Annotated in this window: 14 protein-coding genes; 12 read left to right on the forward strand and 2 right to left on the reverse strand. The window is 68.7% G+C overall.

What is annotated here, in order from left to right; all coding sequences use genetic code 11:
• Positions 1 to 593 precede the first annotated feature (593 nt).
• Entirely contained in the window at positions 594 to 2,132 is a 1,539-nt protein-coding gene (locus SY91_RS29720) for a methyl-accepting chemotaxis protein (protein ID WP_023474570.1), read from the reverse strand.
• A gap of 181 nt (positions 2,133 to 2,313) precedes the next feature.
• Positions 2,314 to 2,982, reverse strand: a complete 669-nt coding sequence (locus tag SY91_RS29725; protein WP_023474571.1) for a haloacid dehalogenase type II — start codon at positions 2,980 to 2,982, stop codon at positions 2,314 to 2,316.
• A 466-nt stretch (positions 2,983 to 3,448) separates the two neighbouring features.
• Between SY91_RS29725 and SY91_RS29730 the strand changes: the two genes are divergently transcribed.
• From SY91_RS29730 to SY91_RS29785, 12 genes are all read left to right on the forward strand, one after another.
• Entirely contained in the window at positions 3,449 to 4,309 is an 861-nt protein-coding gene (locus SY91_RS29730) for a GNAT family N-acetyltransferase (RefSeq protein ID WP_023474573.1), read from the forward strand.
• A 13-nt stretch (positions 4,310 to 4,322) separates the two neighbouring features.
• On the forward strand, positions 4,323 to 5,249 hold the full coding sequence (locus SY91_RS29735; protein WP_023474574.1) for a 2-hydroxyacid dehydrogenase: 927 nt from the start codon (positions 4,323 to 4,325) through the stop codon (positions 5,247 to 5,249).
• A gap of 164 nt (positions 5,250 to 5,413) precedes the next feature.
• Entirely contained in the window at positions 5,414 to 6,814 is a 1,401-nt protein-coding gene (locus SY91_RS29740; protein WP_011549845.1) for an aspartate aminotransferase family protein, read from the forward strand.
• Positions 6,815 to 6,899: 85 nt separating this feature from the next.
• Entirely contained in the window at positions 6,900 to 7,391 is a 492-nt protein-coding gene (locus SY91_RS29745; RefSeq protein WP_006749694.1) for an Lrp/AsnC family transcriptional regulator, read from the forward strand.
• A gap of 107 nt (positions 7,392 to 7,498) precedes the next feature.
• A complete protein-coding gene (locus SY91_RS29750; protein WP_043886357.1) occupies positions 7,499 to 8,971 on the forward strand; it encodes an NAD-dependent succinate-semialdehyde dehydrogenase in 1,473 nt (490 codons plus the stop codon).
• Positions 8,972 to 9,178: 207 nt separating this feature from the next.
• Positions 9,179 to 10,210 (forward strand): helix-turn-helix domain-containing protein, encoded by a 1,032-nt coding sequence (locus SY91_RS29755; RefSeq protein WP_234621847.1) that lies wholly within the window; start codon positions 9,179 to 9,181, stop codon positions 10,208 to 10,210.
• 78 nt (positions 10,211 to 10,288) lie between these two features.
• A complete protein-coding gene (locus tag SY91_RS29760; protein WP_023474579.1) occupies positions 10,289 to 11,227 on the forward strand; it encodes a transporter in 939 nt (312 codons plus the stop codon).
• Between the two features lie 58 nt (positions 11,228 to 11,285).
• Positions 11,286 to 12,479 (forward strand): MFS transporter, encoded by a 1,194-nt coding sequence (locus SY91_RS29765; protein ID WP_260632516.1) that lies wholly within the window; start codon positions 11,286 to 11,288, stop codon positions 12,477 to 12,479.
• A 36-nt stretch (positions 12,480 to 12,515) separates the two neighbouring features.
• The gene (locus tag SY91_RS29770; RefSeq protein ID WP_023474581.1) at positions 12,516 to 13,973 is read left to right on the forward strand and encodes an amidase; all 1,458 of its coding nucleotides are present in this window, start codon (positions 12,516 to 12,518) and stop codon (positions 13,971 to 13,973) included.
• Positions 13,970 to 14,158 (forward strand): hypothetical protein, encoded by a 189-nt coding sequence (locus tag SY91_RS29775; RefSeq protein WP_043886359.1) that lies wholly within the window; start codon positions 13,970 to 13,972, stop codon positions 14,156 to 14,158. The genes SY91_RS29770 and SY91_RS29775 overlap by 4 nt, the downstream gene beginning before the upstream one ends.
• Before the next feature lie 132 nt (positions 14,159 to 14,290).
• The gene (locus tag SY91_RS29780) at positions 14,291 to 14,887 is read left to right on the forward strand and encodes a TetR/AcrR family transcriptional regulator (RefSeq protein ID WP_043886360.1); all 597 of its coding nucleotides are present in this window, start codon (positions 14,291 to 14,293) and stop codon (positions 14,885 to 14,887) included.
• A gap of 49 nt (positions 14,888 to 14,936) precedes the next feature.
• Positions 14,937 to 16,418, forward strand: a complete 1,482-nt coding sequence (locus SY91_RS29785; protein WP_043886361.1) for an MFS transporter — start codon at positions 14,937 to 14,939, stop codon at positions 16,416 to 16,418.
• Positions 16,419 to 16,430 lie beyond the last annotated feature (12 nt).

The raw sequence follows: 16,430 nt of genomic DNA on the forward strand, positions 1-16,430 counted from the left end.
AAGCATCGCCAAAATGCGGTTTGTCGCGATTCGAGCGGCCCGCACGATACGAATCGACCGTTTTGAGCCGCCCGCGCAGCATGAATTGCTGCATGCGCATCCGTGTCGCCGTGTGCCCGGCGGTGTGTCGCGGCGGCTGCCGAACCCGTGTCGATGCAGGAAATCGTAAGGCCGCAGCCGCCGCAGATTGCGTCGACAAAATTGCCCGTTCGGCATCCGGCGCGCGTTTGACTCGCGCAAACCGCACGTTTGTATCGAATGGGGGCTTGCATGCCGACGACGGCTGAAACGCGCCGCGCGGTGCGGCAGATCGCCGCATGCACGGGCGTCGGCGGTGACGGTCGCGACGGCACGTCGCGGATGAAAGTTCAGAAGAATGCCGCTCGATCGGAGCAGCTTGGCGAGAAGGCAGGAAGAGGACGGGACTGGCCGGCGACCGTGCACACGCGAGCCGTGCAGCCGTCAGGAACCGTGGTGATCCCGTGCGGCGACGCGTCCGTCACCGGCATGCCGGCGCGCACGCCGGGCGTGCGCCGGCGCTGCGTGAAGGAGGTTGAACGATGCGCCGGCTGTCCGCGGACGGCACGAAGCCGTCACGCAGCGAGCCGGAATACCGACACGGCGGCCCGCAGGCGCGCCGCCTGCTCGTCCAGCGACGATGCGGCGGCGGCCGCCTGCTCGACGAGCGCGGCGTTCTGCTGGGTGACTTCGTCCATTTGGGCGACCGCCAGCCCGATCTGTTCGATACCAGTGCTTTGCTCGACCGATGCCGCCGAAATCTCGCCCATGATGTCGGCCACCCGGTCGATCGACCGAACGATCTCCGTCATCCGCTCGCCGGCCGTCTCGACGAGCCGGCTGCCGCTGCCGGCCCGCTCGACCGACGCGTCGATCAATCCCTTGATGTCCTTCGCGGCCGCGGCGCTGCGTTGCGCGAGCGAGCGGACTTCCGATGCGACGACGGCGAACCCGCGCCCCTCCTCGCCGGCCCGCGCGGCTTCCACCGCGGCGTTGAGCGCCAGGATGTTGGTCTGGAATGCGATGCTTTCGATGACGACGGTAATGTCGGCGATCCGCACCGATCCGTCCGAGATCTGCCGCATCGTCTCGACGACCGCCTGCACGGCGGCGCCGCCCAGTTCGGTCGCATCCTTCGCCTGGGTCACGAGTGCATTCGCCTGGCGTGCGTTGTCGGCGTTCTGTTTGACCGTGGACGTCATCTGCTCCATGCTGGCGGCCGTTTCCTGCAGCGACGCGGCCTGCTGCTCCGTGCGCTGCGACAGATCCAGGTTGCCTTGCGCGATCTCGCCGGTGCCGGTGGCGATCGAGTGGGTCGTGGTCTGGATTTCGGCGATGGTGTCGGTCAGCCGCGCCTTCATGTCGCCCAGCGCGACGAGCAGGCTGCCGGGCGCGGCGTGCGCCGTATCGAACTGCACGTCCAGTTCGCCGGCGGCGATGCGGGCCGCGATCTGCGCCGCCTGCGCGGGCTCCCCGCCGAGCGTGCGCCTGACGCTGCGCAGCACGCCCCACGCAATCGCCGCGAGCGCCGCGGCGATGACGAGCGTGACGGCGCCCAGCACCGTCGCGAGCCGGGTAAACGCCGCATTGATGTCGTCGTAGAAGAATCCCGTGCCGATCCACCAGTCCCAGTCCGGAATCGCGACCACGCCCTGCAGCTTCGGCTCGAGGTCCGCGTCGGGGCTGCGCTTGATCAGCACGTCGACGAGCGCGAAATGCGCCTGCGCCATGCCCGCGCGGTACGCCTCGCTGTCGGTCATGCCGCTGGTCGTGCGGTTGCCCTTCGCGCGCGTGCCGATGAACTTCGCGTTCGGATGGACGAGGTTGACGCCGTCGGACGTCGTGACCCAGAAGTAACTCTTCGAATTCGCGTTGAGCGCCGCCAGCGCGGCCTTGGCCTGCTGCTGCGCCTGCTCCTGCGTGAGCGTGCCGCTCGTCTGCATCGCGCGATACGAATCGACCAGGTGCTCGGCCTTGGTCAGCAGAATGACGATCTCTTCGCGGCGGCTGTCGATCAGCGCGTCGCGCAGCGTATGCAGCGACAACGCGGCGAGCAGGACGATACCGAGCAGCGCCGCGACGACGAGCATCAGCAGTTTGGTGGACAACTTCATGCGGGGGCCTCGCAATATTAACCGTTCGGTACATATATCGGCCCGGGCGGCCCGGCCTTGAACGATTCAATATCGGTAATTACCCTCGCTTCGTGCGCTGATCGAACGCGCACCGGGACGCGACGGGCTCCGGCGGCCTCGCGGCCGCGTCCCGTCACGTCATGGCGATCGACGAACCGGCTTACAGCCCGAGCTGCGTCGCGAGCTGGCCGATGTCCGACACTTCGTAATAGTTGTAGAACGGCGTGCCCGGCTCGTGGCCGCGGTTCACGAACGCCTTGTGCTTGATCCCGAGATCCTCGGCCGTCATCAGGTCGTAACGCAGGCTCGACGACACGTGCAGCACGTCCTCCGGCTTGCAGCCGAGCTTGTCGAACATGTATTCGAAGCCCTGCATCCGCGGCTTGTACGATTGCGCCTGCTGCGCGGTGAACACCGCATGGAATGGCGCGCCGAGCTTGTCGACGTTGCTCATGATCTGCTCGTCCATCGCGTTCGACAGGATCACGAGCTTGTACTTCGTCGCCAGCCGCGACAGCCCGGCCGGCACGTCCGGATGCGGGCCCCAGGTCGGCACCGCATGATAGAAAAGCTCGGCCTCGGCTTCGTCGAACGTCACGCCGAGCCGCGCACAGGTGCGGCGGACCGAGTTGACGACGACGTCGCGGTACGGCTTCCACGCGCCGAGCACCTCGTCGAGCCGATAGGCGGCGAACGCGCGCACGAAGGCCTCCATCGTGGCCGGCGACAGCCGGTCCGCATAGATTTCGCGCGCCGTCTCGGCCATCCGGAAATGGGTCAGCGTGCCGTAGCAGTCGAAGGTGATGTACTTCGGTTCAAACTGGATCATGGTCGGGTCCTGTCGGTGTGAAGCCCCGGCAGGGCCGGGGATGGGCTGGGTTCAACGAAATTGAATCAGGGCAAAAAGTCGTTCGCGCATCATTCGGCGCCGCTCAAAACGCAGAATCGCCGCGTGTTGCCCGGCACATGCAGCACGATCTGCGGCGCGATCGGGCGTGGCGCCGCGGCGCCGGCCGATGAGCGCCGCGCCACCGCGGCGGGCGCGCCTGCCGGTGCGGCCCTTCGGCGGCGGCAGCGCCGCCGTGCATGCATCGTAGAGGCATTCCCACAGCAGGAGTGGCCGGATTGGCCGGCCGCGCCGGCACGATCCGCGCGTTCGCGCGCGCCGATCATGCGGGTTTGCATCGATCGTGCGCGAGCGGCCGCCGTGCCCCGAAAACAGGCGAATCGTCCTATCCGCGCCGCACCCGCGCTGGCAGAGTCGACCTGTCATTTCCACCCATCCGGAGTCCGGCGTGTCCGACCTCAATCCTTCCCGCACGCTTACCTATCGCCCGTTCACCGAAACGGACCTGCCCGCCGCGCATCGGCTGTCGGAAGCCGTCAAGTGGCCGCACCGCATCGACGACTGGCGCTTCGCGTTCCAGCTCGGCGGCGGCTTCGTCGCCGAGGATGAATCCGGCGTCGTCGGCACCGCGCTCGGCTGGCGCTTCGACGACGCGCATGCGTCCCTCGGCATGGTGATCGTGTCGCCCGAGCGCCAGGGCTGCGGCATCGGCCGCGAGCTGATGATCCGCGTGGTCGACAGTCTCGGCGAGCGGACCGTGTTTTTGCATGCGACGCCGTCCGGCGAACCGCTCTACGCGAAGTTCGGCTTCGCAGCGATCGGCACGGTCGATCAGCACCAGGGCGCCGCGTTCCAGCCGCCGCTGATCTCGCTGCCGCCCGGCGAGCGGCTGCGCCCGCTCGGCACCAACGACGGGCCGCGCCTCGCCGCGCTCGCCTCGCGCGCGGCCGGCTACGAGCGCGGCGCGGTGATCGACGCGCTGCTCGACGTCGCGAACGGCATCGCGCTCGATCGCGACGGCGAACTGCTCGGCTTCGCGCTGTTCCGCCGCTTCGGCCGCGGCCACGTGATCGGCCCGGTGGTCGCGCCCGATGCGCTGCGCGCGCAGGCGCTGATCAGCCACTGGCTCGCGCTGCACGAGGGCATGTTCGTGCGGCTGGACGTGCCGGGCGACAGCGGGCTGTCCGACTGGCTGCAGGGGCTCGGGCTGCCGCGCGTCGATACCGTCGTCGCGATGGCGCGCGGCACGCCGCCGGCCCGCGACCCGGCGCTGCGCCCGTTCGCGATCGTGAACCAGGCGCTCGGTTGAGGGGGCGCGCACGATGAGCTTCCTCTACAAGGCCGACCCGGTGCGCGGCGCGCAGTGGGCGGCGCGCTTCGCGCAACAGGCGCCCGATCTGCCGTTCCGGATCTGGCCGGACCTCGGCGACGCCGCAGCCGTCCGCTATCTCGCCGCATGGCAGCCGCCGGACGATCCGGTCGCGCTGCTGCCGAATCTCGAGGTCGTGTTCTCGGTGGGCGCCGGCATCGACCAGTTCGATCTGTCGCACGTGCCTTCGCACATCCCCGTCGTGCGGATGATCGAGCCGGGCATCGTCGAAGGGATGGTCGAATACGTGACGCAGGCCGTGCTGACGATTCATCGCGACCTGTTCGACTATGCGGCCCAGCAGCGCGACCAGGTGTGGCGCGAGCATCCCGTGCGCGCGGCCGCGTCGCGGCGCGTCGGCGTGCTCGGGCTCGGCACGCTCGGCCAGGCCGTGCTGGACACGCTGCGGCGCTTCGGTTTCCCGTGCGCCGGCTGGAGCCGCACGCCGCGCACGCTCGACGGCGTCGACTGCTACGCGGGAGACGCGGCGCTCGACGCGTTCCTCGCCCGCACCGACATCCTGATCTGCCTGCTGCCGCTCACCGACAGCACGCGCGGCCTGCTCGGCGCGCGCGTGTTCGATGCGCTGCCGGCCGGCGCATCGCTGGTGCAGGTCGGGCGCGGCCCGCAGCTGGATTCGGCGGCGCTGCTCGCGGCGCTCGCGAGCGGCCGCCTCGACAGCGCGATCCTCGACGTGACGGACCCCGAACCGCTGCCGCCCGGCCATCCGTTCTGGACGCACCCGCGCATTCGCATCACGCCGCACATCGCCAGCGCGACGCGGCCCGACACCGCGGTCGACGCGGTGCTCGCGAACCTCGCGCGCCATCGCGCGGGCCAGCCGATGATCGGCGTCGTCGACCGTACGCGCGGCTACTGACCTGCTGCGCGCCCCGGCCCGCCGGGCGCGCAGCAGAAAATGCCGAAGCACCCCGTGCAAACGCCACGCGCATACGTTTCGGGCCGCAAATTGAAGACGCATGCGGAATTCTCGCCCGTTAGCATGAACTCACCGCTGACACCTGACGAGAGTCCCGCCTTCCCATGAACCAAGCCGCGCTGATCGAAGCCGATCGTCAACACCTGATCCATCCCGTCGTCAATTACCGTGCGCACGAAGCGCGCGGCGTCACCGTGCTGGAATCCGCGGACGGCGTGTTCCTGCGCGACGCCGCCGGCCACACGCTGCTCGACGCGTTCTCCGGCCTGTGGTGCGTGAACGTCGGCTACGGCCGCGACAGCATCGTGAAGGCCGCCGCCGACCAGATGGCGAAGCTGCCCTACGCGACCGGTTATTTCCATTTCGGCTCGCAGCCGGCGATCGAGCTCGCCGAACGGCTCGCCGCGCTCGCGCCGCCGTCGCTGAACCGCGTGTACTTCACGCTCGGCGGCTCGGACGCGGTCGATTCCGCGGTGCGCTTCATCACGCACTATTTCAACGCGACCGGCCGCCCGTCGAAAAAGCAGATGATCGCGCTGGAGCGCGGCTATCACGGCTCGTCGTCGTTCGGCGCCGGCCTCACCGCGCTGCCGGCATTCCACCGCCATTTCGACCTGCCGCGCGCGGACCAGCACCATATTCCGTCGCCCTACCCGTACCGCCATCCGCTCGGCGACGATCCGCAGGCGCTGATCGCCGCGTCGGTCGCCGCGCTCGAAGCGAAGGTCGCCGAACTCGGCGCGGACAACGTCGCCGCGTTCTTCTGCGAGCCGGTGCAAGGCTCGGGCGGCGTGATCGTGCCGCCGGCCGGCTGGCTGAAGGCGATGCGCGACGCGTGCCGGCGCCTCGGCATCCTGTTCGTCGCCGACGAGGTGATCACCGGCTTCGGCCGCACCGGCCCGCTGTTCGCCTGCGAGGCCGAACAGGTCGACCCCGACCTGATGACCGTCGCGAAGGGATTGACCGCCGGCTATGCGCCGATGGGCGCGGTGCTGATGTCCGACGAAATCTACGAAGGAATCGCGGGCGACCGCGCCGATGCGCCCGTGGTCGGCCACGGCCATACGTATTCCGCGCATCCGGTGAGCGCGGCGATCGGTCTCGAGGTGCTGAAGCTCTATCACGAAGGCGGGCTGCTCGCGAACGGCCAGGCGCTCGCGCCGCGCTTCGCCGCGGGGCTCGATGCGCTGCGCGCGCATCCGCTCGTCGGCGACGCCCGCTCGGTCGGCCTGCTCGGCGCGCTCGAACTGGTGGCCGACAAGGCGCACAAGACGCGCTTCGACGCGGCGCTGAACGTGCCGGACAAGATCGCTGCCGCCGCGTACGCGAACGGCGTGGTGTTCCGCGCGTTCGGCGACGGCGTGCTCGGCTTCGCGCCGGCGCTGAGTTTCACCGCGGGCGAGTTCGACCTGCTGTTCGAACGCGTGCGCAAGACGCTCGACGACGTGCTGGCCGATTCGGGCGTGCAGCGCGCGCTCGACGCCGCGCACGCGCAGCCGGCCTGACCGGCCAAGGGAAAGCCGGGCTTGTGGCCGCCATCGTTCGACTCTAAAGTAACCGGACATTCCATTTTTGCCTTCTCACGTGAACATGACGGACAGCAAGCTGGATCGCATCGACCTGCGCATCCTCTCCCAGTTGCAGAAGCGCGGCCGCATGACCAACGTCGAGCTGGCCGATGCGGTCGGGCTGTCGCCCAGCCCATGCCTGATCCGCGTGAAGCGGCTCGAGAAGGCCGGTTACATCGGCGGCTACGGCGCGCATATCCAGCTCGAGAAACTCGGCGACGTGCAGGTCGTGTTTACCGAGGTCACGCTGGCCGACCACCGGCGCGAGGATTTCGACCGCTTCGTCGCGGCGATCCGCAACGTCGACGAGATCGTCGAATGCCACCTCGCGAGCGGCGGCTACGACTACCTGCTGAAGTTCATCACGCGCAGCGTGAGCCATTACCAGACGATCGTCGAAGGGCTGCTCGAGCAGAACATCGGCATCGAGAAGTATTTCAGTTACGTGATCATCAAGTCGCCGTTCGTCAAACGGCACTACCCGCTCGAATCGCTGTTCGGCGAACGTCACTGACACCCGGTGTGCGTCATCCCGTCACGCGGCAGCCCGCTGCCCGCGCGGGGGAAGTCGCGCCCGCTCCGCCGTCGTCGTCGTCGAACCGCTTCATTCAAGGACCTGTCATGCCGCTTACGCTGTCCCGAACCGAACTCGTTCGCACCGCCAACCTCATCGACGGCGCCTGGCGCGATGCGTTCGACGGCCGCCGCTTCGCCGTCACCGATCCCGCCACGCTCGAGACCGTTGCCCACGCACCCGACAGCGGCGCCGCCGACGCGCGCGCGGCAACCGACGCGGCGGCTCGCGCGCTGCCCGCGTGGCGTGCGACGCCCGCGCGCGAACGCGCCGCGATCCTGCGCGCCTGGCATGCGGCGATCGTCGCGCACACCGACGATCTCGCGAAGCTGATGTCGCGCGAACAGGGCAAGCCGCTTGCCGAAGCGCGCGGCGAAGTCGCGTACGGTGCGTCGTACGTGCTGTGGTTCGCGGAGGAAGCGACCCGCACGTACGGCGACCTGATCCCGCAGCAGCAGCGCGGCAAGCGGTTGAGCGCGGTGAAGGAGCCGATCGGCGTCGTCGCCGCGATCACGCCGTGGAATTTCCCGCTCGCGATGATCGCGCGCAAGATCGCACCCGCGCTCGCGGCCGGCTGCACGGTGGTCGCGAAGCCGGCGGAGGACACGCCGCTGACCGCGCTCGCGCTCGCGTTGCTCGCGCAGGAAGCCGGCGTGCCGGCCGGTGTGCTGAACCTGATCACCGCGTCGCGCGAACGCGGCGTCGAAGCCGCGGCCGACTGGCTCGCCGACGGCCGCGTGCGCAAGATCACGTTCACCGGCTCGACGCCCGTCGGCAAGCTGCTCGCGCGCGAATCGGCGGCGACGTTGAAGAAGCTGTCGCTGGAGCTCGGCGGCAATGCGCCGTTCATCGTGTTCGACGACGCCGAGCTCGACGCCGCGGTCGACGGGCTGATGGCCGCCAAGTTCCGCAACGGCGGGCAGACCTGCGTGTCGCCGAATCGCGTGTACGTGCAGGCCGGTGTCTACGACGCGTTCGCCGCGAAGCTCGCCGCGCGCGTCGCCGCGCTGAAGGTCGCGCCGGCGACCGACCCGGCCGCGCAGATCGGCCCGATGATCAACGCGCGCGCGGTCGACAAGATCGCGCGCCATGTCGGCGACGCCGTCGAACGCGGCGCGCGTGTGCTGACGGGCGGCAAGCGCCTGACCGAGCTCGGCGCGAACTACTACGCGCCGACGGTGCTCGCCGACGCCACCGCCGACATGCAGCTGACCTGCGAGGAAACCTTCGGCCCGGTCGCCGCGCTGTTTCGCTTCGAGTCCGAGGACGAAGCGGTCGATGCCGCGAACGACACGCCGTTCGGGCTCGCCGCGTATTTCTACACGCAGGACGTGCGGCGCATCGCGCGCGTGTCGGCGCGGCTCGAAACGGGCATCGTCGGGATCAACGAAGGCGCGCTCGCGAGCGAGGCCGCGCCGTTCGGCGGCGTGAAGGAATCGGGCTACGGCCGCGAAGGTTCGCGCTATGGGCTCGACGATTATCTGTCGATCAAGTACCTGTGCCAGGGCGGGCTCGACTGAACCGGCGTCGCCGGACGTTCGATTTCCCGTTGTGTGCTCCGCTCCCGCTTGCGTGACTTGCGGGTTCGAGCGCGACGAAGCGATCCGTGTGGGCGCCGTGCCGAATCATGCGTGCCCGGCACGCCGTCCGCGGCGCAATCGCGCCCGCAGCCCCGGGTAAAAACGCATTGCCAACGAGAAATTGTGTGCGCATTGTCGACGGACGCCTTGTCCATCGCCCCACTCGCCATGCATCCCGCTCCATTGCCGTCCGCCGTATGCGTCGCCGACACCCCGCCCGACACGCTGCCGTCGGTCCGGCGCTTCGCCAGCCAGGACGTGGATACCCACGCGGAGTGCACGCACGGCTGGTCGATCCGGCTCGATCAACTGTCGCCCGGACCGTTCCATGGAACGCTGCACGAAATCCGCTTCGACGGCATGCAATTGCTGCGCGAACGCGTCAATCGGGCGCTGCTCAAGCGCGGCAACCAGTGCGCCGGCAGAACGTCGTTCAGCATCCCGCTGGAAACCGCCGGCGCCGGCTTCTGCGGCGGCGCGCCGCTGCGCGACAAGGCATTGCTCGTCTCCGGCGGCACGTCGCTGCCGGAACTACGCACGCCCGACCATCAGGACGTCGTACTGCTGACGGTGCCCAGCGACACACTGCGCCAACTGGCGTGGCTTGGCGATCGGGACGAAGACGGCGACGGCATGGCGTCGAGCGAAACCCGCATCCTGCGGATCCCCGCAGCACGCCATGATGCGCTGACGGCATTGCTGATGACCGGCTTCGGGGCGGCCGATACGCCGGAGCGCCCGCTCGCGCGGCCGCACACGCGCAAGACGCTGCACGACGCCATTCTGGTCGAACTGGCGCACGCGATGGAAGCGGCCGACCGCCGCGTCCGGCTCGATCCGTCCGCTCGTCGCCGTGTGGTCGATCGCGTGCGCGAACTCGTCGTGTCGCGACCCGGTGTGCCGCTGACGGTGCTCGACGTATGCCGCGAAGTCGGCGCGAGCCGGCGCAAACTGCAGTATTGCTTCGAGGAAATTCTCGGCACGCATCCCGCGTGGTACCTGCGCGTGCTGCGGCTGAACGCGGTGCGCCGCGAACTGCGCGAACATTCCCCCGCCAGCGCGTCGGTCAGCGACGTCGCGTGCCGTTGGGGCTTCTGGCATCTGAGCCGGTTCGCGTCGCACTATCGGGAACTGTTCGGCGAACTGCCGTCCGACACGCTCAAACGGCCCCCACGATAATTACCAAAAGCGGATAACGCCCCGGATTTTGACGTTCCTAGACTCCGTACACATTTCAACTGTACGGGGAACGGCTCGATGGAAATCCTCAGACGTCCGCACGGCGCGCGGCGCTGCCGCACACGCTCCGCCGCCGTCGCGATCGGCGCATTGGCAGCCACGCTCGCCTGCACGCGCACCCAGGCACTCGAAAACGACGGACCGATCACGCCGTTCGGCGTATTCGATTTCGGCGCGGGCATCATGCCCCCGCCCACGCCGAACGGCACGCTTGCCACACGCTTCGCGTACTACTCGACACGCACGATCCGCAACGGCGGCAACGCCGACTTCTCGCTGACGGTCGCGTCCTGGAGCGTCGCGTATATCCGGATGACGAACGCGAAACTGTTCGGTGCGAACGTCGGCTTCGGCGCGGTCGTGCCGTTCCTGAACCTGAACGGACACGTGAACGTGCCGACGCCCGCAGGCACGCTCGCGATGTCGGCCAATCCAACCAACATCGGCGATGCGGACTTCCAGCCGCTGATCCTTGCATGGACGCTGCCGAACCTGTTCGTCAACGTCGCGCTGCAGGTCCAGGCGCCGACGGGCGCGTATCGCGCCACGCGGCTCTTCAATCCCGGCGTCAACCACTGGACCTTCTCGCCGATCATCGGCGCGACATACATCACCGACGGCGGATTCGAAATCTCGACCAGCATCGAGATCGACCAGAACACGACCAACCGTGCAACGAATTATCGAAGCGGCACCGGGTTCCGCCAGGAATTCGCGCTCGGCCAGCACATCGGCCCGTTCACGGCGGGCCTGGGCGGCTACATCGAGCGTCAGTTGGGCAACGACCACGGCCCGAATGTCGACGGCAACCGCGCGCGCGTGAATGCGCTAGGCCCGGCGATCAGCTACGTCGAGCCGGGCAAGCCCGCGATATGGCTGCATGCCTACAAGGAATTCGGTGCGCAAAACCACGCGCAGGGGTACCAGATCGCGCTACGTGCCGCGCTGTCGTTCTGATGTTCCGATTCGGGAGCTGTCGATGAATCCGCTTGCTTCAACGCAAACCGCGCCCTGCATGCGTGCCGCCCGACAGGCCGGCGCGAGCCAGGGCACCGTGCTGCTGCTCGGCAGTAGTCTCACCGTGATGGGCGCGGTGATGATCGCGCCAGTCCTGCCGAAACTCGCGGCCGAATTCGTGCCGGCCGACCCGCGGCTGGCCGCGCTCGTCCCGCTCGTCGCGACGGGCCCCGCCCTCGCAATCGCGCTGTGTGCGCCGCTCGCCGGCTGGCTGGCCGATCGCGTCGGACGCAAGATGCTGCTGTTGCTCGCGACGCTCGTGTACGGGCTCGTCGGCGCGGCGCCGGCGTGGCTCGACAGCCTCACCGCGATCCTCGTCTGCCGGTTCGCGCTCGGCGCAGCGGAAGCCTGCGTGATGACCTGCTGCACGACGTTGATCGGCGACTATTGGCGCGGCGAACAACGGGTGCGCTACGTGAACCGGCAGGTCGTCACGATCGGTATCGTCGGCACGGCTTTTTTCGTGCTCGGCGGTGCGGCCGGCGAGCACGCGTGGCGCTATCCGTTCTATCTGTACCTGTTGCCGATCCTGCTCGTGCCGGCAATTGCGACCGTACTGTGGGAGCCGCTGCGCGACGATCAGCCAGCCGAGCCAGGCGACGGCGGCGCGCCGTCGGCCGGACACCGGCTCGCGCCGACGCTCGCGGTCGGCTACGGGCTGATCTGCATCGGCATGATCAGTTCGTTCGTGGTGCCCGTGCAGATGCCGCAGCTGATGATCGACATCGGTCAGCGATCGTCGACGATGATCGGCGCGGTCGCGGGCACCGGCCTGCTGTCGACGCTCGCCGGCTCGATCGCGTGGCCATGGTTGCGCGACGCGATCGGCCGCCGCTTCGTCAACGTCGTGCTACTTGCGCTGCTCGCGGTGGGGCTGACGCTGCTGGCCCGCGCGCATACGGTGCCGGCCATCGTCGTGGCGGTCGTGATTCACGGCTTCGGCGGCGGCATGCTGGTGCCCAATGCCATCCTGCCGCTGATGCGCAGGCTGTCGCTCGCGATGCGTGGCCGCGGCCTGGGCGGTTTCACGGCCGCGCTCTATCTGGGCCAGTTCGTCAGCCCGCTCGTCGTGCTGGGCTGTGCTCAGGCCTTCGGCGGGCTGCGCGCGGCGGTGTTCGCGATTGCGTCGGGCACGGCCGTCACCGCGTTGTCGTGGTTGTTGCCGGCGCTTCGCCGCCGCGACGACGAATGACTCCTTCACGTTTTCCTGTTCCTGAACGATAGACCCATGAACGATTTTCAGACGCTCATCGCCACGCACGACGGCATCGCGCTCGCCGCGCTCGTCCGTGCGAAAGAAGTGAAGCCCGCCGAATTGCTGGACGCCGTGCTAGCCAGTCTCGATACGCTGAATCCCGCGCTGAATGCGGTGGCGGAACGACTCGACGACTCGGCAAGACAGGCCGCGTCGTCCGTCACCGGGCACGAAAGCGTGCTCGCCGGCGTCCCCACGCTGATCAAGGACCTGTTCATGCCGGTGCGCGGCGCACGCATGGCGAACGGATCGCTTGTGTTCGGCGATCATCGGCCGGACTTCGACGGCGAACTGGTGACGCGCCTGCGGCGCGCGGGCATACCGATCGCGGGAACGTCGTTGTCGCCGGAGCTGGGCACGTCGTATTGCACGTCGTCGGCGCGCTTCGGCACGACGCGCAACCCGTGGAATCCGCACGTCAGCGCAGGCGGTTCGAGCGGTGCGGCAGCCGCGCTCGTTGCCGCGCGCGTGCTGCCGTTCGCGCACGGCAACGACGGCGGCGGCTCGCTGCGGGTGCCCGCGTCCTGCTGCGGCGTGTTCGGCTTGAAGCCGACGCGCGGCCGAACGCCGAATGGCCCGATGATCGGCGAGGGATGGGCCGGCATGGGCATCAACCATGCGATCACGCGTTCGGTTCGCGACAGCGCCGCGCTGCTCGACCTGACCGCGGGCGCGGATACCGGTGCGCCGTATGCGGCGCCGTGCCAGCCGGACAGTTTTCTCGTGGCCACGCAGCGCGATCCCCGGCCGCTGAAAATCGCCGTGATCGAGCAGGCGCCGCCATGGCCGCTGCATCCGGCGTGCCGGGCCGCGCTGGACTATACCGTCGCGTTGCTGCGCTCGCTCGGACATGACGTCGAGCCGCTCGCCAGTCCCGTCGATTCGGCGGCGTTCTACGACCGCGTGTTTACGATCATCGGCGCACAAACGCGCGCGCTGCTCGACATGATCGGCGATCAGCGCGGCGCGCCGGTGCGCGACGACGAAATCGAGGCCCGCACCCGCATCATCGTGCGCGAAAAGGGCGGCGTGAGCGGCGCGCGATATGCGGGTGCGGTCGACTGGATCCACGCATTGGGCAGGACGTTCGGCCAGTTGATGGAGCGCTACGACGTGTTGCTGACGCCGACGCTCGCGATGCCGCCGCTGCCGCCGGCGTCGCTCGCGACGGTGGACGACGCGCAATCGTTGAGCGAAGTCATCGATCGATCGCACCGGTTTTCGCCCTTCACCGCGTGGTTCAACGCGACCGGCCAACCCGCGATGTCGGTGCCGCTTTACTGGGACGAGCAAGGTCTGCCGATCGGTAGCCATTTCGCGGCGGCATTCGGCGCGGAATCGCTGCTGTTCTCGCTCGCCGCCCAGCTCGAACGCGCCGCGCCGTGGGCCGATCGAACCCCGCCGGTGTGCGTCGGGCTGTCGGGTGCGTGACCGGTCCGGTGGCGGGCGACGGGATGCGCGGCACCGCGTTGATCGTCGCGGGCCGCGCGTGCCACGAGCATCGGCGTGCGGCGCAGCCGGTGCGCCAGCCGTGCGACGCGACGAACGGCGAACACGCTACCGCCCCACTGCGGCTGCGGCCATACCGGAATCCGTGCCAGGGCGGGCTCGACTGAACGGATGAATCCGGGCCGTCCGCGAGGACGGCCGTCGCCGTGCCCGGTCAAGCCATGCACGTTGACATCGGAACCGATCGGTCCATATAATGAATCCCACTTCAGGCACCGCATCGTTTGCGAAACCGATCAATGGCAAATCCGGCTGGCGTGGGCCGTCCGCGCGAATTCGAACTGGGCGATGCCGCGCGCGACGCGATGGAGGTTTTCTGGGATCGCGGCTATGAAGGCGCGTCCCTGCCCGACCTGATCGCCGGCACCGGCCTGTCGCGCGGCAGTCTCTACAAGGCATTCGGCGACAAGAAGGCGCTGCTGCTGGCGGCGCTCGACCTGTACATGGCCGACGGGCTCAAGGCGACCGCCGACATCCTGTCGCAACCCGGCCCCGTGAAGGACGCGATTCGCGACTCGCTGCTGCGCTACGCCCGGCTGTCCGTTGGCGAGGCCGGCCGGCGCGGCTGTCTCGCGGTCGCGATGACCACCGAGCTGGCCGCGCGCGACGCCGATGTCGCGGAACGCACCGGGCGCATGTTCCGGCGCCTGCAGCAGCTCTATGCGGGCGCGATCGTCCGCGGCCAGGCGAGCGGCGAGATCGCCGAGCAGGACGAACAGGTGCTGGCGCGTTTGCTCGTCTGCCAGGTCGAGGGCATGCGCGTGCTGGGGAAAACCGGCGTCCCCGAGCACGACATGCTCGCGCTGGTCGACCGCACGATGCGCATCCTCGACTGATATTTTTTACCCAATTTGGAACCGAATGGTTCCGTATGGAGAACCGTCCATGTCACGGAATGACCCCGTATCACCCGACCCGCGTCGCTGGGCCATGTTTTCGGTCCTGCTCGTCGGCGCGTTCCTGCCGCCGCTGGATTTCTTCATCGTCAATGTCGCGCTGCCGTCGATTCGCGCGGAACTGGGCGCCTCGTCGTCGGCCGAGCAACTCGTCATTTCGTCGTATGCGGGCCTGTACGCGGTGACGCTGATCACCGGCGGACGATTGGGCGACCTGTTCGGCCGCGGGCGCGTATTTTTCCTCGGCTTGATCGGCTTTGCGATCGCCTCGACGCTGTGCGGCCTCGCGAGTTCGCCGTGGACGCTCATCGTCGGCCGCGCGTTGCAGGGCGTGACGGCCGCGATCATGGCGCCGCAGGCGCTCGCGTCGATCCAGGCGATCTTCCCCGAATCGGAAAAGCCGCTCGCGCTCAGCCTGTACGGCGCGGTGTTCGGCCTCGCCGCCGTGGTCGGGCAGGCGCTGGGCGGGATCCTGATCTCGCTGAATCTGTTGAACCTGGGCTGGCGCACGATCTTTCTCGTCAACCTGCCGCTGGCGATTCTGGTCGTCCTGTTCGGGATTCCGCTGCTGAAGGAAACGCGTGCACAGCATGCGCGCAAGCTCGACCTCGGCGGCACCGCGCTGTCGATGCTGACGCTGGGCGCGCTGATCGTGCCGCTGATCGAAGGGCGCGAAGCGGGCTGGCCGGCATGGGCATGGGCGTCGCTGCTCGCGGTGCCGGCCCTCGCGTGGTGCTTCTGGCGCTACGAGCGCCGGCTGGGCGGCCGCGGCGGCGCACCGCTGCTCGACCCGACCGCGCTCCGAGCCCCGGGGCTGGGCCGAGCGTTGCTGATCGCGCTGCTGCTGTACTCGATCGGCACGTTTTTCCTGCTGTTCTCGGTGTATCTGCAGAATGCATTGCACGTCGACGCGCTGAGCGCGGGCCTCGTGTTCCTGCCGTTCGGCGTGGGGTTCCTGCTCGGGCCGCTGTCGACGCCTGTCTGCTCGCGTGTCATCGGCGCTTACGTCAATCCGTTCGGCATGAGCCTGGAGATCGTCGGGCTCGTCGGCCTCGCATGGTTGATCGACGTCACGCCGGTCGGGATGCCGCTCGCTGCCGTGCCGCTCGCCGCCGTTCTCTTCGTCATCGGTTTCGGACAAGGCCTCGCGCTGCCAACCCTGATGCGCATGGTGACGGGACGCGTCGCACCGGCGCTGTCCGGCATGATCGCCGGCATCGTCAGCTCGACGCTGCAGGTGAGCACGTCGCTCAGCGTGGCGATCATCGGCGGTATTTTCTATACGGTGCTCGGCACGCGCCAGGACCCGGCGGCCATCGCGCATGCGTTCATCGTCGCACTCCTGTCGATCTCGTCGTTCCTCGCCATCGGCGCCGCGCTGGGCCTCTCGCTCGCTCGTGCACCCGCCGCGCCCACCTCGCTGCCGGCCGCTGCCCGGCCGACCTTCGGCCCGGCGCGCAAACGGCCGTGATCGCCCGTCATC

It is taken from the genome of Burkholderia cenocepacia (assembly GCF_014211915.1).
Lineage (GTDB): Bacteria > Pseudomonadota > Gammaproteobacteria > Burkholderiales > Burkholderiaceae > Burkholderia > Burkholderia orbicola.